At 59.2% G+C, this 23,891-nt stretch carries 22 protein-coding genes and 1 tRNA gene; 11 read left to right on the top strand and 12 right to left on the bottom strand.

The genetic code is table 11. The annotated features are described in order from the left end of the window. Positions 1 to 111 precede the first annotated feature (111 nt). Together GV827_RS17725 and GV827_RS17730 are read left to right on the top strand one after the other, a co-directional pair. Positions 112 to 2,409 carry a xanthine dehydrogenase family protein molybdopterin-binding subunit gene (locus GV827_RS17725; protein ID WP_164355152.1) on the top strand — a complete coding sequence of 766 codons (2,298 nt, stop codon included), beginning with the start codon at positions 112 to 114 and terminating at the stop codon, positions 2,407 to 2,409. Continuing rightward, complete coding sequence (locus GV827_RS17730) at positions 2,384 to 3,436, top strand: DUF2235 domain-containing protein (RefSeq protein WP_164355153.1); 1,053 nt, start codon at positions 2,384 to 2,386, stop codon at positions 3,434 to 3,436. Before GV827_RS17725 ends, GV827_RS17730 begins: the two co-directional genes overlap by 26 nt. Positions 3,437 to 3,448: 12 nt before the next feature. Here the strand turns inward: GV827_RS17730 and GV827_RS17735 are convergent, their stop codons facing one another. Both GV827_RS17735 and metF read right to left on the bottom strand, forming a co-directional pair. Continuing rightward, positions 3,449 to 3,931 (bottom strand): PaaI family thioesterase, encoded by a 483-nt coding sequence (locus GV827_RS17735; RefSeq protein ID WP_164355154.1) that lies wholly within the window; start codon positions 3,929 to 3,931, stop codon positions 3,449 to 3,451. 63 nt (positions 3,932 to 3,994) lie between these two features. Beyond that, on the bottom strand, positions 3,995 to 4,861 hold the full coding sequence (metF, locus tag GV827_RS17740) for a methylenetetrahydrofolate reductase [NAD(P)H] (RefSeq protein ID WP_164355155.1): 867 nt from the start codon (positions 4,859 to 4,861) through the stop codon (positions 3,995 to 3,997). Positions 4,862 to 4,957: 96 nt separating this feature from the next. Between metF and GV827_RS17745 the strand changes: the two genes are divergently transcribed. Together GV827_RS17745 and GV827_RS17750 are read left to right on the top strand one after the other, a co-directional pair. Next, positions 4,958 to 5,863 (top strand): LysR family transcriptional regulator, encoded by a 906-nt coding sequence (locus tag GV827_RS17745; protein WP_164355156.1) that lies wholly within the window; start codon positions 4,958 to 4,960, stop codon positions 5,861 to 5,863. A 12-nt stretch (positions 5,864 to 5,875) separates the two neighbouring features. After that, positions 5,876 to 6,241, top strand: a complete 366-nt coding sequence (locus tag GV827_RS17750; protein WP_164355157.1) for a nuclear transport factor 2 family protein — start codon at positions 5,876 to 5,878, stop codon at positions 6,239 to 6,241. A gap of 11 nt (positions 6,242 to 6,252) precedes the next feature. Here the strand turns inward: GV827_RS17750 and GV827_RS17755 are convergent, their stop codons facing one another. Next, positions 6,253 to 7,293 carry an NADP-dependent oxidoreductase gene (locus GV827_RS17755; RefSeq protein ID WP_164355158.1) on the bottom strand — a complete coding sequence of 347 codons (1,041 nt, stop codon included), beginning with the start codon at positions 7,291 to 7,293 and terminating at the stop codon, positions 6,253 to 6,255. Positions 7,294 to 7,522: 229 nt separating this feature from the next. On the opposite strand from GV827_RS17755, the gene GV827_RS17760 reads away from it, so the two are divergent. Further along, a complete protein-coding gene (locus tag GV827_RS17760; protein ID WP_164355159.1) occupies positions 7,523 to 8,308 on the top strand; it encodes an inositol monophosphatase family protein in 786 nt (261 codons plus the stop codon). On the opposite strand, the gene GV827_RS17765 is transcribed toward GV827_RS17760, so the two are convergent. From GV827_RS17765 to putA, 3 genes are all read right to left on the bottom strand, one after another. After that, a complete protein-coding gene (locus GV827_RS17765; protein ID WP_164355160.1) occupies positions 8,305 to 8,691 on the bottom strand; it encodes a GFA family protein in 387 nt (128 codons plus the stop codon). The genes GV827_RS17760 and GV827_RS17765 overlap by 4 nt on opposite strands. Further along, positions 8,688 to 9,434 (bottom strand): rhomboid family intramembrane serine protease, encoded by a 747-nt coding sequence (locus GV827_RS17770; protein ID WP_164355161.1) that lies wholly within the window; start codon positions 9,432 to 9,434, stop codon positions 8,688 to 8,690. The genes GV827_RS17765 and GV827_RS17770 overlap by 4 nt, the downstream gene beginning before the upstream one ends. Positions 9,435 to 9,534: 100 nt before the next feature. Further along, the gene (gene putA / locus GV827_RS17775) at positions 9,535 to 12,957 is read right to left on the bottom strand and encodes a bifunctional proline dehydrogenase/L-glutamate gamma-semialdehyde dehydrogenase PutA (RefSeq protein ID WP_164355162.1); all 3,423 of its coding nucleotides are present in this window, start codon (positions 12,955 to 12,957) and stop codon (positions 9,535 to 9,537) included. A 108-nt stretch (positions 12,958 to 13,065) separates the two neighbouring features. Here putA and GV827_RS17780 point away from each other — a divergent pair, with 108 nt between their 5' ends. From GV827_RS17780 to GV827_RS17800, 5 genes are all read left to right on the top strand, one after another. Beyond that, positions 13,066 to 13,542 carry an Lrp/AsnC family transcriptional regulator gene (locus GV827_RS17780; RefSeq protein WP_164355163.1) on the top strand — a complete coding sequence of 159 codons (477 nt, stop codon included), beginning with the start codon at positions 13,066 to 13,068 and terminating at the stop codon, positions 13,540 to 13,542. Between the two features lie 31 nt (positions 13,543 to 13,573). Then, on the top strand, positions 13,574 to 14,140 hold the full coding sequence (locus GV827_RS17785) for a tetratricopeptide repeat protein (protein ID WP_164355164.1): 567 nt from the start codon (positions 13,574 to 13,576) through the stop codon (positions 14,138 to 14,140). A gap of 42 nt (positions 14,141 to 14,182) precedes the next feature. Next, a tRNA-Leu gene (locus GV827_RS17790) sits at positions 14,183 to 14,269 on the top strand. A 177-nt stretch (positions 14,270 to 14,446) separates the two neighbouring features. Continuing rightward, positions 14,447 to 15,601 (top strand): amidohydrolase, encoded by a 1,155-nt coding sequence (locus GV827_RS17795; protein ID WP_204325954.1) that lies wholly within the window; start codon positions 14,447 to 14,449, stop codon positions 15,599 to 15,601. Then, the gene (locus tag GV827_RS17800) at positions 15,598 to 16,749 is read left to right on the top strand and encodes a M24 family metallopeptidase (protein WP_204325955.1); all 1,152 of its coding nucleotides are present in this window, start codon (positions 15,598 to 15,600) and stop codon (positions 16,747 to 16,749) included. Before GV827_RS17795 ends, GV827_RS17800 begins: the two co-directional genes overlap by 4 nt. Before the next feature lie 18 nt (positions 16,750 to 16,767). On the opposite strand, the gene GV827_RS17805 is transcribed toward GV827_RS17800, so the two are convergent. The 6 genes from GV827_RS17805 to GV827_RS17830 are packed head-to-tail and all read right to left on the bottom strand — an operon-like array spanning position 16,768 to position 22,100. Continuing rightward, complete coding sequence (locus GV827_RS17805) at positions 16,768 to 17,637, bottom strand: DMT family transporter (protein WP_164355165.1); 870 nt, start codon at positions 17,635 to 17,637, stop codon at positions 16,768 to 16,770. Further along, complete coding sequence (locus tag GV827_RS17810) at positions 17,634 to 19,046, bottom strand: M20/M25/M40 family metallo-hydrolase (RefSeq protein ID WP_164355166.1); 1,413 nt, start codon at positions 19,044 to 19,046, stop codon at positions 17,634 to 17,636. Before GV827_RS17810 ends, GV827_RS17805 begins: the two co-directional genes overlap by 4 nt. 10 nt (positions 19,047 to 19,056) lie before the next feature. Continuing rightward, positions 19,057 to 19,788, bottom strand: a complete 732-nt coding sequence (locus GV827_RS17815; protein ID WP_235930424.1) for an SDR family NAD(P)-dependent oxidoreductase — start codon at positions 19,786 to 19,788, stop codon at positions 19,057 to 19,059. Between the two features lie 8 nt (positions 19,789 to 19,796). Continuing rightward, positions 19,797 to 20,816: a ketopantoate reductase family protein gene (locus GV827_RS17820; RefSeq protein WP_164355168.1), complete on the bottom strand. Its 1,020-nt coding sequence runs from the start codon at positions 20,814 to 20,816 to the stop codon at positions 19,797 to 19,799. Beyond that, positions 20,809 to 21,525 (bottom strand): creatininase family protein, encoded by a 717-nt coding sequence (locus GV827_RS17825; protein WP_164355169.1) that lies wholly within the window; start codon positions 21,523 to 21,525, stop codon positions 20,809 to 20,811. The genes GV827_RS17820 and GV827_RS17825 overlap by 8 nt, the downstream gene beginning before the upstream one ends. Continuing rightward, on the bottom strand, positions 21,522 to 22,100 hold the full coding sequence (locus GV827_RS17830) for a MarR family winged helix-turn-helix transcriptional regulator (RefSeq protein WP_164355170.1): 579 nt from the start codon (positions 22,098 to 22,100) through the stop codon (positions 21,522 to 21,524). The genes GV827_RS17825 and GV827_RS17830 overlap by 4 nt, the downstream gene beginning before the upstream one ends. A 163-nt stretch (positions 22,101 to 22,263) precedes the next feature. Here GV827_RS17830 and GV827_RS17835 point away from each other — a divergent pair, with 163 nt between their 5' ends. Then, entirely contained in the window at positions 22,264 to 23,850 is a 1,587-nt protein-coding gene (locus GV827_RS17835; protein ID WP_164355171.1) for an ABC transporter substrate-binding protein, read from the top strand. Positions 23,851 to 23,891: the final 41 nt, after the last annotated feature.

Raw genomic sequence — 23,891 nt, forward strand, 5'->3', positions numbered from 1 at the left:
TTTAGCGGTTTGCGCCGTAGCCGCGACATCTGCTGTTCCCGGTGCTGGACATGTGGGCGTCAGCGGTTATGTCTGAGGGGTAACATCCATCCGCTAGAGGGCAGCATCGCAATGGAAAAATTCGGCAAGAGCCAACCTGTAAAACGGAAAGAAGATGTGCGGTTCCTGACCGGGGACGGTCGCTATGTGGACGACATCGCACCAGAGAACGCCTTGCAAGCATATTTTCTGCGTTCGCCCGTCGCGCACGGCACGATCACGGAACTGGACGTCTCGGATGCACAAGAAGTTGAAGGCGTCCATCTGGTGCTGACATGCGCCGATCTAGAGGCGGCAGACATGGATATCGCCATGGCAGGCGGCATCGTCGATAACCGGGATGGATCAAAAGGGGCGAAACCGCTGCGCCCCATGCTGGCCAAGGACAAGGTCCGTTACGTGGGAGAGCCGGTAGCAGTGATCGTGGCCGACAGCCTGTCGCAGGCCCGCGATGCCGCAGAGCTGGTCATGCTGGATATAGACGAGTTGCCCGCAAAGATTGATATGGCAGCCGGTGGCGAGACGCTGCACGAAGAAGCGCCTGACAACAAGGCATTCGATTGGGGCATGGGAGACGAGGCGGCAACGCAAGCGGCCTTTGACGCTGCGGCCAAGACAGTCGCACTGGATGTGGATGACAACCGGATCATCGTGAATTCGATGGAACCGCGCGGCTGTTATGCCGAGTGGCAGGACGGCAAGCTGCACGTGGCGCAAAACGGTCAGGGTGTCTGGGTGCACAAGGGGTACTTGCAGACGGCGTTTGGGTTGGATGAAGATCACGTGAGGGTCACTAATCCGGACACCGGTGGCGGCTTCGGCATGAAAGGGATGACCTACAACGAATATTTTTGCCTCGCGCAGGCGGCGCGTGTGCTGGACCGCCCGGTACGTTGGATGTCAGAGCGCACCGAAGCGATGCTGAGTGATAATGCCGGTCGCGATCTGACGTCGCTTGCCGAATTTGCCTTTGACGAGAACAATAAGATCACGGCCTATCGGGTGCGCAGCAAGAGCAACCTTGGCGCCTACAACTCTCAATTTGCCCAGTTCATTCAGACACAGCTTTTCAGCCGTGTCTTGATGGGCGTCTATGATGTGCAGACGACGTGGCTTCAGGTGGATGGCTTTTACACCAGCACGACACCGGTGGATGCCTACCGGGGGGCGGGGCGGCCCGAGGCGATTTATGTGCTGGAGCGCCTGATGGACCGCGCTGCACGCGAACTGGGGGTCGACCCTTGGGAGTTGCGCCGGATCAATTTCATTAAGGCGGATCAGTTCCCCTACAAGGCCGCAACTGGCGAGACCTATGATGTGGGTGATTTCAACAAGGTGCTGAACCGTGCCGCCCAGGAGGCGGACCGCGCCGGTTTCGAGGTGCGCAAAGCCGAAGATGCAAAGCGCGGTCTGCTGCGTGGGCAGGGGCTTTGCTATTACATCGAAAGCATCCTCGGAGACCCTTCGGAAGGTGCGAAGGTGGTTTTCGAGGACGACGGCACCGTGTCGATTTACGTCGGAACGCAGTCGAACGGGCAGGGGCACGAAACTGTTTACGCCCAGTTCCTGAGCGATCAGACCGGCATTCCGGCAGACAAAATCACCGTGGTCCAAGGGGATTCCGACCTGATCAAACAGGGTGGCGGTACCGGCGGCTCCCGCTCGGTCACCGTGCAAAATAACGCGACACTTGCGACAGTGGCCAAGATGACCGAAGCGTTTACCGAGTTCCTCTCGGATGAAATGGGAGTGCCAGCGTCCGAGATCAGCTTTGACGACGAACGTTTCCGCGCTGAGGGCTCAAACCTGACGCCCACCATGCTCGACGTGGCCGACATGGCCCGCGAAAAGGGGCGCGATGATCTGCTGGCGCATCAAGAACGCGCGACTTTGCCTGCGCGCAGCTTCCCAAATGGTGCGCATATTGCAGAGGTCGTGATTGATCCTGAGACCGGTATCGTGACCACTGACCGGTACACTGTTGTTGACGACTTCGGTAATCTTATCAATCCGATGCTTGCCGAAGGTCAGGTCCACGGCGGCGTCGCTCAGGGCGTGGGACAAGCGGTACAAGAGCGGGTTGTCTATGATGAAGACGGCCAGCTGCTCACCGCTTCGTTCATGGACTACGCTCTTCCGCGCGCAACTGATCTTCCTTACATTTCCTTTACCTCTGAACCTGTACCCTCCACAGCCAATATCATGGGCATGAAGGGCTGTGGTGAAGCGGGAACCGTGGGTGCCCTGGCGGCAATCTCGAATGCGGTGCAGGATGCGCTTTGGGAGCATGGCGTGCGGCAGGCGGATATGCCTTTCACACCGCACCGCGTCTGGGAGATGATGAATGAGGATCGCATCGCCGCCGAGTAAAGGCAGGAGGGCGGGCCGCGCGCCCGCCACCCATGTCATTATTCTGGATGGTACGCTGTACTCTTTAGAACCTTTGTGCCAGACCAACGCGGCCCGCGCCTATACCATGCTGCTTGAGATCGGCGCGGCAGTCTCGCTTTATTATGAGCCCGGCTTGCAGTGGGACAACTGGCGCTCGATCCGTGATGTCGTCACTGGCAAAGGGATAAACCGCCTGATCAGACGTGCCTACGGTTGGCTTGCAACGCGTTACCGGCCCGGCGACAGAATTTTCCTGTTTGGTTATTCCCGTGGGGCTTATGCTGTTCGGTCTTTGGCGGGCGTGATCGACCTTGTTGGCCTATTCCGCAGTGAGCACGCAACCGTCCGCAATATCCGTGCGGCCTATCGGCATTATGCCAACTCGCCTCAGAGTGAAACCGCGCAGGCCTTTTCCAGACAGCACTGCCATGCACAGATTGAGATCGATATGATCGGCGTCTGGGACACGGTGAAATCGCTCGGCATCAACGCGCCGATCCTCTGGAGGCTCTCCGAACATCTGCAGGCATTCCACAATCATGAGCTGAGCAGCATCGTGAAGCACGGGTTTCAAGCGTTGGCGCATGACGAGAAACGGGTCGCCTTCTCTCCGGTCTTGTGGTCATGCCACGATGATTATCCGGGCAGGCTGGAACAGGTATGGTTTCCCGGTGCGCATGGCGACGTGGGTGGGCAACTGGGTGGCTACGAAGTCGCACGGCCGCTGGCCAACATTCCGCTGGTCTGGATGTTGCGACGGGCTGCTGAAATCGGACTGCCGCTGCCTGAAGCATGGGAAGAGCGCCATCCCAGAGATGCCCTTGTCCCGGCACGGGGCACCTGGCGCGGACATGGCAAGGTGTTGATGACACGCAAGAAAAGGATTGTCGGGGCAGATCGCTCAGAGCGGCTGCATCATAGTATTGCGGCACGTCAGGCTTTGAAGGACAAGCTGACCAAGAGTGAAAACGCATTGTTTGACGTTAATGCCAGTGAAAACAGCTGAACGCAGAGCTTTTCAGACGATTTTCATCACGATGCAGGTGGTGGAGCCTGTCGCGTAGAGCTTGCCATCTTCGACCCCCCTGATTTCAGCATGCGCCACACCGGTTGAGCGGCCGACGTGATCAATTTCGCCAATGCAATCGACCTGCATGCCAAGGGGAATGGCCCGCAGGATATTCACCTTGTATTCAAGCGTGGTATATACCGAACCGCGCGGTACTTTGGTCATCACCGCACAGGCCATCGCTGAATCAAGCAACGTACCGTACCAACCACCATGGACCGTGCCCATCGGGTTGGTGACGTTGAATTCAGGTGTGCCACGAAACACAGCCTTACCTTCTTCAATCGCATGTAGCTTGTAGCCCATCGTGCCACCAATCGGCGGGCCGGGATTGGTGCCGTCAAGGATCGCCTGCATGAATTCCAAACCGCTCAGTTTGAGCGCCTCGGACTGGCTCAGCAGTTCTTCGGGTTTGGTGGCAAGGCGGGGCATGGGCTGTCTCCGGCAGATGGTTCTGCCGGAATGCTGCGGCGAAATTTCAACGCGTGCAAGCTGTTACGCCACGTCCTCAAGCGTGACCTGCGGCGTGACACCCAATGCACGGCAGACGTTGCGCGTCAGTTCCGCCCGGTTCAGCGTGTAGAAATGCAGATCTTCGACGCCTTCGTCGATCAGCGTGCTGCACATCTCGGTGCAAAGCGCGGTGGCCAGCAAGTCGTGGCGGTCATCGCGGATCGCAGCTTCGAAAGCGTCATCAAGCCATTGAGGGATGGGGGTGCCACAGCGGGTCGCGAACTTGCGCGCTGATTTCCAGTTGATCACGGGCAGGATGCCAGGTGTGATGGGCTTGTCGATGCCGGCCGCCGCACAGGCGTCACGGAAACGAAGGAAACTCTCGGCTTCGAAAAAAAACTGCGTGATTGCTTCGTTTGCACCGGCGTCGAACTTGCGCTTGAGCCAGTCGACATTGGCCTGTTGGCTGTCTGCCTCGGGGTGGCTGTCGGGGTAGGCGCCGACACGGATGTTGAAGGTTCCTTTTTGCGCCAAGGCCTCGATCAATTCGCAGCTGTCGGCAAAGCCGTCGGGGTGCGGCGTAAAGGTTTCGGCCCCATCTTGCGGATCGCCGCGCAGGGCCACGATGTCTTTCACACCAATCTTTGAGAAATTGTCGGCAACCTCCAGCGTTTCGGCCTTGCTGGCCCCCACGCAGGTCAGATGCGCTGCAACCGGAAGACCCGATGTGCGACGCAGCACATGGGCGGCGTCATGGGTCAGATCACGTGTTGTGCCGCCAGCGCCGTAAGTGACCGAGAAAAAACGTGGTGAGAGCGGGGCCAATGCCTGCGCGGTGTCCCAAAGGTTAAAAGCAGCATCTACGCTGCGTGGAGGAAAGACTTCGAAAGAAACATTCGGCGTTGGCATGGGTCAGTCCTTTTTGGCTGCGGTCGCCCCTTGTCTCACAAAACGATATGTGAGACAAACTCATAACTTTCATTTTAAACATGAGTCCGCCCTCATATGCATATCGAATTCCGTCATCTGCGCACCATACAGGCGATCCACGAGGCCGGGGGGCTTGCCCGCGCTGCCGAGCAAATGAACATCACGCAATCGGCGCTGAGCCATCAGGTGAAAGGGCTTGAGGATCAAGCGGGTGTAGAATTGTTTGTGCGCCGCTCAAAGCCGCTCAAATTGTCGCCTGCCGGGCAGCGCTTGTTGAAACTGGCGCAGCAGGTCCTGCCGCAGGTGCAGGCGCTGCAGGATGAGTTTTCGGGCCTGCGTGCCGGCAGCACGGGCCGGATGCACATCGCGATTGAATGTCACGCCTGCTTTGAATGGCTGTTTCCGGTGTTGGAGAAATTCCGGCGATCCTGGCCTGACGTCGATGTGGACATCCGCCCGGGACTGGCGTTCGACGCTTTGCCTGCGCTGCTGCGCGAGGAAGTCGATTTAGTCGTGTCGTCGGATCCGGAGGATCTGCCCGGTGTAGAGTTTGTTGAACTCTTTGATTATCATGCGGTATTCGTCGCGGCGAGCAACCATCCACTTGCCCAGAAACCCTTTATCGAAGCCGCGGATTTCCGTGGTGAGACGCTGATCACCTATCCGGTGGAACGTTCGCGTCTGGATGTCTTCAGCCAGCTGCTGATCCCCGCCAAGGTCGAGCCCGCCGCGATACGTCAGGTCGAGTTGACGGCAGTCATTCTGCTGCTGGTCGCGTCCAATCGTGGTGTCTCTGTCCTGCCGGATTGGGTGGTCCGCGAGGTGAAATACAGCTCTGATTATGTCACCCGGCCCCTTACGGAAACCGGGATCACCCGGCGGCTTTATGCGGCTGTGCGCACGGATGATCGGGACAAGCCCTTTATGGAGCAACTGTTGAAGCTTGCCGGCGAAGAGGCGCGGAAATTGCAGTCGGTCTAGAGAAGGCAAAAGATGTCAAAGCAGGATATACCCGCCGAGTTATCGGCGCGCGAGCCGATTTTCCATCGACGCGCATTCGGAACCAGCCGCGAAGCGCTGCTTGCCATGACTGAGCCAGATTTCTTGGAGATCGGTGCAAGTGGTCGTATCTACGACCGGGCGACCGTCATTGATTTATTAGAAGAGCGCTATAAGGAGCTCGAACCGCACGATTGGCCCTGCCACGACTTTGCGCTTCGCGAACTTGGGGCTGGGCTATTCCAGTTAAACTACGTGCTTGAAGAGCCTGATCGTCTGACCCGCCGCACGACGCTTTGGCGTCGGCATCCGGAAGGTTGGCGCATTGTGTTCCATCAGGGCACCGTGATGGCGCCCTGATGGGATAGCTTTTATTTCACTTTGACGATTGCCTTGCCGTGGTTCCCACCGGTCAGCAGGTCCATAAAGGCCTGCGGCGCGTTTTCCAGCCCGTCTGTGATGTCTTCCTTGTACTTCACCCGACCGTCTTTCAGCATCGGCGCCACCTCGTTCACGAAATCGGGGTAGCGGTCCCAGTGGTTGGAAATGATAAAGCCGTTCACGCTGAGGAAGTTCACCAGAATGGTACGCCAAAGCTTGGGCGCGGTCAGGCCTTCCTGTGCGGCATCAGCCCCAAGGCCACCGGCGTTGTACCAGGCGATCATGCCGCAAAGGGGGATGCGGCCAAAGGGATTCATCAAGGAGATGGCCGCTTCGAGAACGGGACCGCCGACGTTTTCGAAATAGACGTCGATGCCATCGGGTGCGGCCTCTTTCATCGCGGCGCGCAGGGATTTGAAATCACTATGGGCGCGGTGATCTACGCAGGCGTCGAAACCGAACTCTTCGGTTGCCAGCTTGCATTTGTCGGCGCCCCCCGCGATGCCGACGGCGCGCAGGCCCTTGGCCTTGGCCAGTTGTCCCACCATGGACCCAACAGGCCCGGTGGCCGCCGCGACGGCAAGCGTTTCGCCCTCTTTCGGACGACCATATTCGTTAAACCCCCACCAGCCGGTGAAACCCGGCATGCCCAGAACACCCAGTGCAGTTGTGACCGGTGCCTGATCGGGGTCGAGCTTTCTGCACATACGCGCATCGGCCGTGCTGTGGGTCGCCCAGCCAAACATGCCAAAGACGTGATCCCCTTCCTTAAAGAGCGGCGAGTTGGACGCCAGCACGCGCCCCACGCTGCCGCCTTCCATCTTGCCGCCAACCGGCACGGGGGCCGCATAGGATTTCGCATCATCCATCCGACCGCGCATGTAGGGGTCTAGCGACATATGGCTGACCTCAACCAGAATCTCGCCCTCACCCGGTGTGGGGATATCGGCTGTTTCAAGGCGAAAGTTGTCCTGTGTCGGTGCGCCGTCCGGACGGCTGGCCAGCACGATCTGTTGCATTTTGTCGCTCATGGTTAATCTCCCCTGACTCTGTGATCTGGCTAAACTGACGACTTGGTGCGGAATGGCAAGGGGCATGCGATCTGACGGCACACGCGTAGAGGGACAAGCGGTGTGTCGCTTTATGCTTATCCTGAGGGACCAGCGGGATCTATTTCGAAAGTCTGCGCAGATGCGTGCTCTTGGCATCCGGGCACAAGGAGCCTAAAGGAGGCATTTGATCGAGGCAAAGAGGTCCCCCATGGTTGGCAGCGCGAATCTTAACATCATGATCAAGGCCGCGCGCAAGGCGGGCCGGTCGCTGGTCAAGGACTTCCGAGAGGTCGAGAACCTTCAGGTTTCGATGAAGGGGGCCGGGGATTTTGTCTCGAAGGCAGACCTTGCCGCTGAGAAGATTCTGAAGGACGAACTTATGGGCGCGCGCCCCACCTACGGCTGGCTTGCCGAAGAAGGTGGTGAGGAAGAGGGCCAGGACCCGACACGCCGCTGGATTGTCGATCCACTGGATGGCACGACGAACTTTTTGCACGGTCTGCCGCATTGGGCGATTTCCATCGCACTCGAGCACAAAGGGCAGGTTCTTGCGGGTGTGATCTTTGATCCCAGCAAGGACGAGATGTTCTTTGCCGAAAAAGGTGCCGGTGCCTGGATGAACGAAAGCCGTTTGCGCGTTTCTGGTCGCAGCAAGATGATCGAAAGCATCTTTGCGACAGGGCTCCCTTTTGGCGGTCGCGCAGATCTGCCCGAAACCCTAAAGGATCTGGCCCGCCTTCTGCCGACCTGCGCGGGCGTACGCCGCTGGGGTTCTGCCGCGCTTGACCTGGCCTATGTAGGCGCAGGGCGCTACGACGGATTCTGGGAACGTCGCCTGAACGCGTGGGACTTGGCGGCTGGCGTGATCATTGTGCGCGAAGCTGGCGGGTTGGTTGAACCTTTAAACCCTTCGCGTGAAATTCTTGGGCATGGTGAAATCATCTGCGCCAATGAGCCGATCTTTTCCGGCTTTGCCAAGGTCATTCGCGGCTAGGGCTGCTTGCGGTCAGAGACATGGTTGATGCCGTCCGTCCAACGGACAGGTTCATGCTCCCATGGGTTTACACCCTCTATGCAGCCCAGATTGATGCCGCATTCGGCGGGGTCGGATCGCCGTTTGTGATGTGTGTAGATGCCACAGGTCTTGCAAAAGTAATGCTGCGCCGTGCCGGTGCCCCACGTGTACAGCGTCAGATTGTCGGCGCCCTGCGTAACCTCAAGCGATGCCGGTGCCGCGGTCACTGCCGCCGCTTGCCTGCGCGCGCAGAATGAACACGTGCAGCGCCCAACATCAGACAGGCCGCGCGGCAAGGTTGCGGTCAACACGACAGCTCCGCAGTGGCAGGATGCCTTGATTTTCAAGGGGGCGTCGCTCATCTCCGTCTGATCCTAGGAATGCGGCTTTTGTTGATCGCCGGGTAGCTGGTCTCGGGATGGGGGGGATGCCCGTCGGTGCGTTTCCAGAATGCAACCGCCCCGCGCCTGAGCCAGACAGGAACAGCGCCCAAAAGGCCAGCAACAAAGCCGCCCGCGTGCGCCCAGTACGCAACGCCGCCCTGATTTGGATCGGCCCCGATCCCGCCAATGAACTGCATCCCGAACCAAAGCATAAGCAACAGCCAGGCAGGTATCGGGAAGATGCGAAAGAACATGATAAAGATGACCAGGATATCGACCTGCGCCTTGGGGAACAGCAGCAGGTACGCGCCCATGACACCGGCAATGGCCCCGGACGCACCGACCATCGGTACTATTGAGGATGGTTCGAACACCACCTGTGTCAGCCCGGCGGCCACACCCACGATCAGATAGAAGATCAGGAACGGGACATGTCCTAGCTCATCTTCGACGTTATCGCCATAAATCCATAAAAACAGCATGTTGCCTGCCAGATGAGCCCAGCCACCGTGCAGGAACATCGATGTTAGCAATCCTTCGAAACCGTAGCCTGCACCGATCCGGGCAGGGACCAGCGCATAGGCATTGTAGAAGGCATAGAGTGCCCGCTCATCGCCCAGGATCGGTACGTAGCTGAGAAAGATGCCGATATTGGCCGCCATCAGGATGTAGGTCACATAGGGCACCCGGCCCGAAGGGTTATGATCGCGGATGGGGAACATGCCGCCACGCTCTGCGATTGCGCCAATAGGGTCAAGAGGCAGAGCGCCGCAGGCGGCTCGCGGGGCCTTCTTGGATCAAAAGGCCCCGAGTCTTTGGCGTTTAGCTTGCGGCACCCAAAAGTGCAGCGTTCCCGCCCGACGCGGTGGTGTCCACGCAGACGTGACGCTCTGCCCTGACGCGCGCCGGATCCGGCTGGCCTGCGATCAGCGGCAGGATTGGCCCTTTGCGCTTGGCCAGTGCCTGTTCAATCTTGCGGCCAAACTTGGCATCCCCCCACCACATCACGCCGCCGTAGTCGGGGCCGGTGCTAAGTAGCTCAGGGTCAATCTGTCCGGTCACTTGCAATCCCACGCCTCCCAGCGCTTCCACTGCGCGTGCCTGCGTGGCGGCGGCCTCCGGTCCCGGTCCCATACACAGGATCGCGGCGCGGGGCAGGGTAGACAGCCGGTTCGACTCGCCCGTTGGGCCGGGCATCGAAAGGGTTTCGATGGGTCTGTACGGCCCATGTTTTGGCAATGCGGGCAAGCTTGTTTGGGCGTCAGCCCAAGTGGCATCCGTTTCTTGTATATCGGGCTGGCCAAACCGCGGCAGGTAGTTCGGTCCACCTGCTTTGGGCCCGGTGCCTGATAGTCCCTCGCCGCCGAAAGGCTGGCTGCCCACGATCGCACCGATCTGGTTCCGGTTGATGTAGATGTTCCCCGCCTCAATCCGCTCGGACACATATTGCACACGGTCATCGATCCGCGTGTGAAGCCCGAAGGTCAGTCCGTAGCCCGTGGCGTTGATGGCGTCGATCACATCGTCCAGTTGGCGCGATTTGAAGGTTGCCAAATGTAGCACAGGACCAAATATTTCACGCTCCAGATCACCGATGCCTTTGACCCGCAGGATGGTTGGCGCGATGTAGGTGCCGGTCGCAGGGGCCATCAATTCAGCGATGACACGACCTTCGGCGCGTGCCGCTTCGATATGATCCGCGATGCTTTTGCGGGCCGCTTCATCAATGATGGGGCCGACATCGGTGCTCAATTCCCAAGGGTTGCCCATGCGCAGGGCTTCCATGGCGCCGATCAGCATTTTTGTCAGGTCCCCTGCAATGTCCTCTTGCACATAAAGACACCGCAGGGCCGAACAGCGCTGACCTGCTGATTGAAAAGCACTTTCTACAATCGCCTGCACGGCCTGCTCCGGCAGGGCTGTGCTGTCGACGATCATCGCATTCAAGCCACCGGTTTCCGCGATCAGCGGCGTGCCTGGCGCACAGTGATCGGCCATATTCTGGCGAATGCGCTGTGCGGTCGCGGTCGAGCCGGTGAAGGCCACGCCGTTGATACGCGGATCGCCTGTCAGTGCAGCGCCAATGTCACCGCCGCCGGGCAAGAGTTGCAGGGCAGAGCGCGGCACGCCCGCCTTATGCAGGATCAAAACGGTGACATAGGCAATCAGCGGTGTCTGCTCTGCTGGCTTTGCCAGCACCGCGTTGCCCGCTGCGAGTGCCGCTGAAACCTGACCAGAAAAGATAGCCATTGGAAAGTTCCAGGGCGATATACAGGTGAAGATACCGGCGGGCGGCTCATCCGTCGCTTGTGCCGCGTAATAGCGCAGAAAATCAACGCCTTCGCGCAGTTCTGCGACGCAATCAGGCAGGTTTTTGCCCGCTTCCCGTGCAAGCAGGCCGAAGATTTCACCAAAGTTGTCTTCCAGCATGTCGGCCGCCTTCAGCAACACCTTCCGGCGCTCTGATAATGGCGCTGTCCAAGGCTCGGCGTTGGCCAGTGCGGTTGCCACATCTTCCAGCGACGCGTTACGCACTGTGCCGGGAGAGCTGTCTGGATCAGTCGGATTGATCACGGCGACCGGATCCTGCGGCTTGACGTCACCGGCCAGCAGTGGGGCTGTTTCCCACTGACGGTCTTTGAATGGATTGCGGGCCTTGTCGATCTCAACCAGTGTTGGCGTATGGGTCAGGTCAAATCCGCGCGCGTTGGCACGCAACGGGGCATAGACCTCTGGCCCCTTGGCGATCGTCATGTTGGTCTGGCCCAGTTGCTCGAAAGGGTCGGCGGCCACAACTTCTGGCGGGACGTCCTCATCGACGATCTGGTTAACGAAGCTGGAGTTCGCGCCGTTCTCAAGCAGGCGGCGGACCAGATAGGCCAGCAGATCGCGATGCGCACCGACGGGGGCGTAGATGCGGCAGCGTGTGCCGTGATCCTTCATCACCAGCGTGTGCAGGGTTTCACCCATGCCGTGCAAGCGCTGGAATTCAAAGGCTTCCTTGTCTTCGGCCATGTGCAGCACCGCAGCGACGGTATGCGCGTTGTGCGTCGCAAACTGTGGATAAATCCGATCCGTCATGCCCAACAGTTTGCGCGCGTTGGAAATGTAGCTGACGTCGGTGGCGGCCTTTTGCGTAAAGACCGGGAAGCCATCGACCCCCTCGACCTGCGCACGCTTGATCTCGGTATCCCAATAGGCGCCTTTGACCAGTCGCACCATGATGCGGCGATCGTGGCGCGTGGCCATGTCGTATAACGCGTCAATAACTGTCGCGGCACGTGGGCCGAACGCCTGCACCACGATGCCAAAACCGTCCCAGCCCGCGAGCGATGGTTCGGACATGACGCGGTCGATAACTTCCAGGGACAGCGACAACCGGTCCGCTTCTTCCGCGTCTACGTTCAAACCCATTCCTGCCGACTTCGCCAGCAGCGCCAACGCGCGCAGTCGCGGCACCAGGTCGGTCATCACAGCGTCTTCCTGTGCCACTTCGTAGCGCGGGTGCAGCGCCGAGAGCTTGACCGAGATACCGGGATTCTTGCGAATGTCCGCGTGCGTGCAGGCGTTTGCAATCGCACTGATCGCGCGGGAATAACTGAGGTGATAGCGCTTGGCGTCAGCCTCGGTGCGGGCAGCCTCGCCCAGCATGTCATAGCTGTAGGTGAACCCCTTTTTCTCCATCCCCTTGGCGCGTTCCATCGCAGCGTTGATATCCTCGCCCAGTACGAACTGGCGGCCCATCTCTTTCATGGCACGGCTGACGGCGGTCCGGATCACGGGCTCTCCCAGTCGCTTGATCGCGGCGCGCAGGTGGCGGACTGGACCGGGTTGATCATCGTCCAGAACCCGGCCTGTCAGCATCAGCGCCCATGTCGACGCATTCACAAGGCTTGATGTCGAGTGGCCCAAGTGGCGGTTCCAGTCCGACGGCGCGATCTTGTCCTCGATCAACGCGTCGATGGTGTCGGCATCCGGCACCCTGAGCAGCGCCTCAGCCAGACACATCAGCGCGACGCCCTCATCTGTGGACAAGCCATACTCGGCCAGAAAAACCTCCATCAGACCGGGGGCAGTCGTGCTGCGGATCGCGCGGACAAGATCGGCGGCCTCGGTCGAGATTTGGGCGCGTTGATCCGCTGACAGGTTCGCTTCTTTCACGAGCTTATCGAGAACGGCGTCAGCACCAGCATAGGTGCCAGAATCAATCTGATGGCGCAGGGAAGGGGGCGTATCGTAGGCCATGGGATCCTCCATAAGGCGTTTTGTAGAGAATACTCTATGTTGAGAAGTCATTCAGCCTTATGGTGGATTGAATCACAGTCTTTTCACCGGAAATTTGGGGATATCGCGATGAAAAAAGAAGAATCTACGCTGGATCGGTTTGACCTCGCGATTCTGTCTGTTCTGGCCGAAGACGGCCGCATCAGCATTACCGATCTGGCCAAGAGGATCGGACTGTCGAAATCGCCCACTCAGGCGCGGCTACGCAGGCTTGAGGAAAGCGGTGTCATCCTAGGGTATCGGGCAATGCTTGATCCGATCCGGCTGGGGCTGGATCATGTGGCGTTTGTCGAGGTCCGGCTGAATGACACCCGTGAGAGCGCCTTGCGCGCCTTCAACGCTGCCGTGGTCAAGATACCAGAGATCGAACAAGCCCATATGATCGCCAGCCACTTTGACTATCTGCTCAAAGTACGGACCCGTGACATGACCGCCTACCGCCGGTTTCTGGGTGAGACAATCTCATCACTCCCGCATGTGTCCAACACGTCCACCTACGTGGCGATGGAAGCGGTCAAGGAAACGGTTCTGGCAGACGGGGCTTGACCTGAACTCAGGCTGCACCAGTATTTAGCGAATGCGAAGACTGCTTCTCTTTGTCGCCCTTATGGCCTTTCCCCTTTCAGGAATGGCAAATGCTAAATGCCCGGACCCGGTGGACGTTCGTGGGGAATTACTTAACCTGATCGCCAAGGCGCAGGCCGCCGAGAGTTTTTCAGATGGCCGACGCGTTTCGAACGAGATGTGGGAGGTTTGGCTGCGAGCCCCGGATGAGGCGGCGCAAGAGGTTTTGGACGCCGGAATGCGTCGGCGGGATGTGTCGGACTTCGCCGGTGCTCTGAAGGAATTCGACCGTCTGGTAGACTACTGTCCGACCTATGCCGAAGGTTTCAATCAGCGTGCCTTTGTGAACTTTCTTCAGGGCGATTTTGACAGGGCGCTGGTCGACCTCGACATCGCGCTCAAATTGCAGCCCTATCACATCGCAGCCCAGTCCGGCAGGGCAATGACCCTGATGAACCTCGGCCTGATTGACGAGGCCCGCGCACAGATGTTGGTTGCGGTAGAAAACAATCCTTGGCTTTCCGAACGGGCGTTGTTGGCCGAAGGTGCGCCATTGGGACCCAAGGGCAAAGAACTCTGAGCATTTACACTGCGGTCTGCTTGCGTTTAGGTGCGCAGACATGCGGGCGTGATGGAATGGTAGACATACCAGACTTAAAATCTGTTGGGGCGTAGCCCCGTGTGGGTTCGAGTCCCACCGCCCGCACCATTTTATAAACTCTTTCAGTGCAGAGTAAGTGGACAGACTTCCACGGCGTCCCGGTTCGTTCCTGGCGCAGCTCGTTGCGACTTCAGGTCGTGGTGTTTCGAAAGGCGGCGTATAACAATTGATCAAAGCCCTTTCTAAGTGCAGGATAATGCGACCCGCGCCTTCACGGAGAGAGCCTTGGACATCGACCAACACCATCTCACCTTGCTCAGGCGCGACTTTCATCGCTTTCCCGAACTGGGATTTCAGGAACAACGGACCAAGGCGAAGGTCGCTGACTTTCTGCGCGACCAAGGGCTGGAGGTTTCGGTTGGTTGTGGGGTCATCGGCGTTTTGCGCGCGGGGAACGGCAACCGCGCGATTGGCCTCAGGGCCGACATGGACGCCTTGCCGATCCAGGAAACCAGCATCCATGACTATGTATCCCAGGCCTCCGGTGTGATGCATGCCTGCGGGCATGACGGACATATGACCATGCTGCTGGGGGCAGCGCAGGCGTTGGCAGCTGATCCGGGGTTTGATGGCACGGTTTTGTTTATCTTTCAGCCCAATGAGGAACATGGATTGGGCGCGCGCGCCATGATCGACGAAGGCGTGCTTGAGCGGTTTCCCATCGAAGAGATTTACGCGATCCACAACCTGCCCGGCGCGCCTTTGGGGCAGGTTTCGACCCGGCCCGGTTTGATCTGCTCGTCTGAGAGCCTGTTTGAAATTACGATTCAGGGGCAGGGGGGGCATGCCTCAATGCCGCAGGCAGGCCGGGATGCGATCACCATCGGTGCCGAGATCGTGCAGGCGCTGCAAACCATTGTCGCGCGCAAGCTCGCGCCCGGTGCCGGCGCGGTGGTGTCCATCACCGAGTTCTTGACGGATGGGCAACGCAATGTCCTGCCCGGCCATGCCACCCTGAAAGGTGACGTGCGCGCCCGCACACCCGAAGATCGCGAGGCCATTGCCGCCTTGATGAAACAATTGGCCGAAGGCATCGCAGCCGCTCATGGCGTGTCAGTCAAAGTACAGTTCAGAACCGAGTTCATCGAAACCATCAATGCCCCTGCGCCAACCGAAGCCGTGATCCGCGCCGCGCGCCAAAGCGGTCTTGAGACGATTCCCAACCGGGAGCCGATGAGCTTTTCTGAGGATTTCGCCCATTTCAGCGCGGCAGTGCCGGGCTGTTTCCTTTTGCTGGGCAATGGTGTGGAGGGCGCGCATGCCAAGCCGCTTCACGCCAGCGATTATGATTTTAATGATCCGCTTTTGCCAATTGGGACCGCGTTCTGGACTGCCCTCGTTCGCGACCGACTTCAAACGAACAAAGGACCGAGACCATGAGCAACTTTGCGCGACGCATGGAAACATTCCGCAATCGACTGACCGATGCGGGCATTGATGCTGCTCTGATTACGGATGACGACAACGTCTATTATCTGACCGGGTATTACGACTATCTGCACATGGAATTTGGCCGCCCAACGATCCTTGTCGTGTCGCGTGACGGGGATAGCCTTCTGATCACGCCCATGATTGATCTTGTGGCTGCTGAATCGTTGGCCCGCGTGGACAGGATTGCGGCATGGAATGACGGGATGGGTGCGGAATGGCGCGCGGAACTGCCTGCGATCCTGAAAGGCACCGCCAGTGTGGGGCTTGAGCCGGACCACATGCCGCCTGTGGTGCGCGCTTTCGTGGATGAACATGTGGGTGCAAGCGGTCTGAAAAATGTCACTCCGATATTGGCCGACATGCGGATGATCAAATCTGCAGAGGAATTGCAGCTTGCCCGCCACGCGGGCCAAGTGGGCGGGGCGATGATGGCCGCAGGGCGTGCTGCAATTGGCGATGGGGTGCCAGAATACGAGGTGGCGATTGCGACGTCGCAGGCGGGTACACGCAAGGCGGCTGAACTGCTGGCCGCGCACTATGATGACGCGGATATGTCGCCCAACACTCAGTTTCTTCAAATCATGGCGTCTGGGCCCGAAATCACCAAGACCCACCATCGGGCGTCCACCCGGATCATGCGCCGGGGCGAACCTGTCTTTTTGTGTTTCTGCGGCATGACCAACTTTCATCGGTTCAAGCTGGGCTTTGACCGGACCTTCTGGATCGAAGAGATCGCCGACAGTTCGCAGGCCGCAGTCTACGAGGTAGCGGTGGCGAGCCAAGGCGCAGCACTAGAGGCGCTGGGCCCCGGCGTTACGGCGGAAAGCGTGCATGCGGCCTATTCCGAGGTCATCCAAACCGCTGGCTACGAATATCCTTTCCGCTGTGGTCGGGCGACGGGCTTCAGCTTTCTGGAACATCCGCAGCTGGTAACCGGAGATACCACCGTGTTGCAGCCGGGCATGGTTTTCGCGGTAGATGGTTCAGTGTCTGTCTCGGACTTTCGTGCGCAAGTGGGTGACAGCTTTATCATCACCGAAGAGGGCTATGAGCCGATCACGGATCATCCCAAAGCGCTTGAGGATGTCATTCTGTAGAGCCGGGGCTCGCGAAATCTAGGGCATCGGTTGGCGCTTGCGTTCATTGGCCAGCACCCCGCAAACAATGATCACGGCGGATCCCATAAGCTCGCGGGTCGATGCCACCTCTCCGAAGATAAGATAGCCAGCCGCAAGGGCAAACAGCAGGCGCGCATAAGGAAAGGTCGCCAGCGCGGATACCTCGCCAAAACGGTAGGCTTCGACGGTCAAGAGCATGCCCAATGTGGCAAGCGATCCTGCCGTCACCAGCAACAGGGTGTCCGTCAGGCTCAGCGCTGTCCAGCCTGCCAAGGCTCCGGGCAGGGTGCCTAGCGTCGCGACCAGCCCGATCCAAAGCATGATGGTTGCGGTATGCTCCGTTCGGGCGAGCACCCGGTTCTGAAAGATCAAGACGGCGGCGGCAAAAGCGGAGCCAAGGCCGAACCATACACCGGTTTCTACGCGGAACCCGGTTGCACCGCTTGCCAGAACCACCCCCACAAACCCCAGAACTGTTGTCAGACCGCGCAACGGGCCGATCTTCTCGCCAAGCACAAATGGCGCCATCGAGACCACGAAAAGTGACGTGGTGAAGGTCAGTGTTGTCGCAAGCGCCAGATCAAGCGTCTGGAAACTGGCGTAGTAGAGCCACCAGCAGACAAGGCTTGTCAGGCCGCGCACCACCAGCATCGGCCAACGGTGCGATCCGAATAGAGCTGGGCGGGTCATACCGATCCAGAGCGCGACAATCGCCAATTGGCAAAGCGACCGGAAAAAGATGATCTGAACGAATGGCACCTCGGATGAGAGGAACCGCAGCACACTCACGTCTGCCGTGAAAACCCCGGCGGCGGCCAACAGCAGAGCAGCCCCGTAGCGATTGTTGACGGCGCTTTGGCCTGTCACGTGCGCCGGAATGCTGAAAAGGCTTGGCGGTCAATCGCCTCGATCTGTCGCATGATCTGGACCCAGGCGGCCAAGCCATCAGTGATAGAAGACAGGCGAAAGAATTCATTGGGAGCGTGAAAGTTTTCGTCCGACAGGGCAAAAGAAAACATCACCGTATCAAGGCCGAGAATTCGCGAGACGATCTCGGTCAGCGGCAGTGACGCGCCGATGCGCACTTTAAGCGGGGTCTGCCCTGTGGTCTGCTCCAATGCGGACACCGCCGCTTGCAACAACGGATGGTCTTCCGGCACGGCATACGCGCCACCTTGCCCCCGGTCACCATAGACGTCCATGGATGCGTAGTCGGGCAACTGGGATTTTAGGTGCTGAATGACAGCCTGCTTCGCGGTTTCTGGGTCCTGTCCCGGCACCAGCCGCATGGTTAGCTTGGCAAAGGCTTCGTTTGGGATCACCGTCTTGGACCCCGCGCCGGTATAGCCGCCCCACATCCCGTTGACGTCAACCGTTGGGCGCATCCAAAGGCGTTCAAGCGTAGAATAGCCAGTCTCGCCGTGCGGCTTGGCGTCGATCACCTCAAAAGAGCTTTCCTCGTCATAAGGTATTTCAGCAATTTCGGCCCGTTCGGCGTTTGTCGGCTCTGCTACGCCCTCATAAAAAACCGGTGCCGCAATGTGGCCGGTGTCGTCGTGCAGACTTGAGATCAGGCCAGAGAGAACGTGGAGCGGGTTTGCGACGATGCCGCCATATCGGCCTGAATGAAGGTCCTGGCTGGCGGTCTGAACTCGGATCTCAAATCCTGCGTTGCCGCGCGATCCCACGTTCAGCGCGACCAGATCAGGCCGCCACCGTGCGCCATCCGCAGACAGAACCGCATCAGCGTCCAGCAGTTCACGATGTGTTTCGAGAATTCCGGGCAAAGACGGCGACCCGGTCTCTTCCTCTCCTTCGATGAGCAGTTTCACGTTGATTGGCAGCTTGCCTTCGACCGCGACAAAGGCCGCAAGCGTCTCAAGCGCGATCATCATGGGCCCCTTGTCATCCGAGATGCCGCGCCCAAAGAGACGACCGTCGCGCTCGACCGGCTCAAAAGGTGGTGTATCCCATTTCTCCAACGGGTCTGGCGGCTGCACATCATAGTGGGCGTAGACAAGCATCGTCGGCTTGCCCGGCGCATCCATGCGTTCGCCGTAAATGGCAGGTTGCCCAGTCCCGTCCGCCGGGGTCAGGCGTTGAAGCCGCTGAAATTCCATTGCATCAAGCCGCCCCTCAACGATCTGACGGGCGTCTTCCATGCCTTGTGACATGGCCGGGTCTGCTCCGACAGATGGGCAGGCGACAAGTGTCTTGAGCGCCTCGATCAGCTGAGGTTGATGGTCAAGCGCATGCTTCAGAACGGGATCTGTCATGGTGTTTCCTTCAGGTGACGCCGCCATCGACGCTCAGGATCTGGCCAGTGATCCAGCCTGCCTCATCAGATGTCAGAAATGCGGCCGCGGCGGCGATATCTTCGGGCGTACCGAGCCTGCGGGTGTGAATGCGGTTGATCAGATGTGCCTGCCCCTCTGGGCCGTAGGCCTCCCACTGGCGCTGGGTTGCGGGGTTGGACAGGACAAATCCAGGCGCGATGGAGTTCACAGTGATGCCGTGTTGGCCAAGTTCAAGACTGAGCTGCTTCGTCAATCCCACCAGCGCATGTTTGGCGGCCGTGTAGGCGTGAATGCCTGTCAGACTGGGCCGTAGCCCCGCCCCAGAGCTAATGGTGACGATCCGACCCCAGCCCGCCTTCTTCATCGCAGGGACGAGTGCTTGGGAGAGGTAAAGGGAGGCATCGACGTTCACAGCGAAAATGCTGTGCCAGGCGTCCGGATCAACTTCTTCCAGCGGAGTGCTAACCTGATTGCGGACACCGCCAGCGGCGTTCACAAGGATATCCGGGGTGCCGTGATTGGAAGTCATCTGTGACATCATCTGTTTGACTGATCTGGGATCACCCAGATCGGCGCCCACGGCAGGAAGGCCAAGGTGCTTGGAGGCCTCTTCCAAAGGTGCGCCGGGCAGATCACTGACCACGACCCGAAGACCATCCTTGGCCAGTCGCGAAGCGATTGCCGCGCCGATGCCGCCAACGACGCCTGTCACAAGTGCCATGCGCCTGCTCATGTCAGGACCTTCGTCAGTTCATGGAACGTGTCCAAAGACATATCGCGGCGACCCTCTTCAATGTCGTGGATCAACTCGACCAATCGGCGCAGGAGCGGGGTATCGATACCGTGGCTTGCCGCGATTTCAGCCACGGTGCCAACCTGTGGATCGACCTCTGTCTTGCGCTTGCGCACAGCAAGGTCGCGGTAAATGCCTGTGTGGGTCTTGGCTGTCTTGGAATTGAAATCAGCCAAATCGGCAAGGCTTTGCAGGGCTGCCGCGTCGCCCGCGCCGGGCATGAAAGCGGAGGGTTCGAACCCGTTGAAGGGTTTTGGATCAACGCCCTCGGCGACTGCCGTTTGCATGACCTCACGCGCCAGCCCCATCAGCGCGGGGCCGCGTGCGGGGTCGGCGAAGTTTGCCGTCATGCTGTCGGCGGTAAGCGCGGTGGCGAATAACATCGCACCGTAGCCAAGCTTGCCCCAGAGATAGGCCCAAATGTCGTCCGTCAGCACAGCCTCAGGTTCAAATATCTGCAGGAGCGCGTGCATCTTCTCGGTGCGCGGGCGGATCGTGCCATCAATTTCGCCGACGACGACCGCGCCACGGTTGCCGAAAAGGATGCGTCCTGGCCCGGTCCAGTCTGCGCCATAGTTCACGAATGCACCCATTGTGCGACCGGCACCCACGTGGCGTGCGATGGTACGTTCGTTCAGCCCGTTCTGCGCGGACAGCACGAATCCGTTCTCGGCCAGATGCGGCTTGAGTTGTGCAAGCGCGGGTTCAGTTGCCTGTGCTTTGACGGCCAGCACCACGCGACCGTAGGTGCCAGTGAGCTGATCGGGGGTCACGCAGGGCACCACTTGGGTGAATTGTTCCACCGGACCTTCGATGGTGAGGCCGGTCGTGGCACAGGCCTTTGCGTGCTCGGGCACGATGTCGACCATTTGCACAGGCACGCCCGCGCGTGCCCAGTAGGCCCCGAGGATGCCACCAATGGCTCCCGCGCCCCAGATCAGAACAGGTTCAGCCATCGCTCAGATCCGGCCAGGGGCCTTCAAGGGCTTCGCGGGTTTCCGCTACGCCGATGTCCCATATCGCCTGCATTTCGTCATCGGGGCGCTGCCACAGGCCACCAAAAGACCCGTCTCCCAGCACAGATCGCGCAATGTCAGGGGGGGAGGCTTTCATCAGGGCCATGTCCACCATCGGTTTCTCACCCTCTGGTGCCGGCGCATGGGCCAGACGCGTCCAGGGAAAGTTCTCCATCCAGTTGGCGTGCGAGCCGGTTTTGTCGATGCTTTGCGCCTTGGCCCATGTCCCGGGCGCGTTCCACCAATTGTGAAACTTGACCGAGATGTCACCGTATTCGGCCATCAATTCCTGCGCCAGTGCGCCCACAGGATTATTGCCGCCGTGGCCGTTCACGATGAGGATCTGGCGAAACCCCGAGCGCCGTAAGGACGCCACCACGTCGCGCACGACGGCCATCAGGGTCTCGACCCGAAGACAGATGGTGCCGGGGTAGGCGTTGAAATAAGGGGCAAGCCCGTAAGGCATGACGGGGAAGACCGGGATGTTCAAAGGCTCTGCCGCATCTCTGCTGACCTTTTCAGCCAGAATCATATCGACGCAGAGCGACAGTTGCGCGTGCTGCTCGGTAGAGCCGATAGGCAGGATGCAGCGCGGGTCGCGTGCGGCAGCGGCTTCGACGTCGCGCCAGTTCATGTTCGCCACGTTCATTGCGGCAGTCCTTTCGTTGCTTGGATCGCGCCCGCTGTCGCATCGGTGGGCAGATCACCCGCCCAATCGCCTGCGGCCAGCACGACCTTTGACATCAACTCGAATAGCATCTGCCGCTCACCATCGGACAGCACCTTGAGCATCTTTTTCTCCTGCGCCTCGAACGCGGGGCGGGTTTCGTTAAAAAGCGCCCATCCCTTGTCTGACAAATGCAGCGCCTGCCTGCGTCCCCCGCCGGGGGCCTTGGACCGCGCTTCAATCAGGCCCATCAATTCCAATCGCTTGATTGCACGGCTGAGCGTGTTCTTTGGAAAACCCGAGGTGCGCGAGACATCGCGCGCACTGCCACCATCGGCCAGCGCCAGGGAATAGAGCACCACGTATTCGGGCCGCTTCAGCCCATACGTGTCCTGTATCCAGCTATAAAGTGGCGTGTTGTAGAGCAGGGCGAGATAGTTGATGCGGAAGGTGAACGGGCAGGGGTTCTCCCACAGTTTTGCGTTCAGCATGTCAGGGCTGGCCCCTGTTTCATCTTTGCCGAAATCTTGATCACAGGCGGTCTGCGGACCTGACATATACGAGTAATCCCAAGTTGAACCAGTGGTGAGTTCCAAAATGAACTTGACGGATACTGTATCTCCGCACATTCTGGAAAAGCAAGTTCCAAATGGAACGCTATGATAAGAGTATCAACCGGACGGGGTTTGCTGCCTCCTCCAACAACGGGAAGGGAAAATCATGAAATACCAGAAATTCCTTGCACCTCTGGCGTTTGCAGTTGGCCTGACTGCGGCGGGGGCCGCATCGGCCCAGACGCTGACGATGGGTGTGCGCGGCGGACCAGAATCGATGGATCCGCATTTCTCTGCCTTGGGACCGCATGCCGAAGCGGCCAAGCATATCTTTGACACGCTGGTCTGGTCGGGCACGGACCTGCAGATCGAACCGGGTCTGGCGACAAGCTGGTCGCCGGTTGATGAAGACACCTGGGAATTCAAGCTGCGCGAGGGGGTGAAATTTCATGACGGATCCGACTTTGACGCCGAGGACGTGAAATTCTCGATCGAACGTATTCCCGTGGTCACGGGGCCGACCACAACGGCGATCTATGTCCGCCGGGTCGCAGGCGTTGATATCATCGACCCCCATACCATTCACATTCATACCGACGGTCAGGCGGCGACCCTGCCAAATGACTTCATCCGCCTCTTCATTGTCTCATCCGAGGCTGCGGCGGATTATTCTACGCCGGAAACGGCGGCCGAAGGTTTCAACTCCGGCAAGGCCACGATCGGGACAGGTCCTTACAAGTACGTCAGTTGGGAGCCGAAAGGCGATCTGGTGCTGGAAAAGAATCCGGACTACTGGCGCGGCGATGGCGCGTGGGAAACCGTGATCCGCAAGGAAATTCCCAACGACAGTTCCCGTCTTGCTGCGCTGAAAGCGGGTCAGGTGGACGTCATCAACTACGTCTCTTCGGTCGATTATCTTGCGCTTGAAAACGACCCGAACATAGATGCGATCAAGGGCGATTCCGTATACATTATGAACCTGCAGCTTGATCAGCGCGAAGACACGCCGCTGGTACGTGCCATTGACGGGTCCGATCTGGATGAAAACCCGTTCCGCGATCTGAAAGTGCGGCAGGCCATCGATCACGCCATCGACCGGGAAACCATGGTTGAAATCGTCCTTGAGGGGCTGGGCAAACCAGCAAATCAGATGATGCCGCCGGGCTTCTTCGGTTCGTCCGAAAAGATCCCTATGCCGGAATATAACCCCGCCAAGGCCAAGGAACTGCTGGCAGAGGCAGGCTATGCCGACGGATTTGAGGTGGACTTGTACTGCACTGCTGATCGTCTGCCCGGTGACGGGGCCATCTGTCAGGGTCTGGGCCAGATGCTGACGCAGGTGGGTATCAAGACCAACGTCAACGCCATCTCCAAAACCGTCTACTTCCCCGCGCAGGCGCGACTTGAATACTCGATGTTCATGAACGGCTGGGGCACACTGACCGGTGAGGCGTCTTATACCTTGGGCGGTCTGGCGCATTCGAACAATCCTGACGTCAAGCTGGGCGCCTATAACCGCATCGAATACAAGAACGATGACGTGGATATGCTGCTGCAGACCGGTGCGACGATGATGGACGAGGCGCAGCGCCGCGCGACCTATGAGGAAGCGATGGAAAAGGTGATGGCTGACAAGGCCTATATCTCGCTCGTCCAGCTTCAAACGGTTTGGGGCGCCAAGGCGGGAACGGTCGATTTCATGCCGCGCTTTGACGAAGACACGCTTGCGTTCTTTATCAAGCCAGCGTCCTGAGTGACGCAATAGGATTTGGGCCGGGCGGCTGAGATGTCGTC

Origin of the sequence: Sulfitobacter sediminilitoris (genome assembly GCF_010667575.1) — a bacterium.
In the GTDB taxonomy this organism is placed as follows: Bacteria; Pseudomonadota; Alphaproteobacteria; order Rhodobacterales; family Rhodobacteraceae; genus Sulfitobacter; species Sulfitobacter sediminilitoris.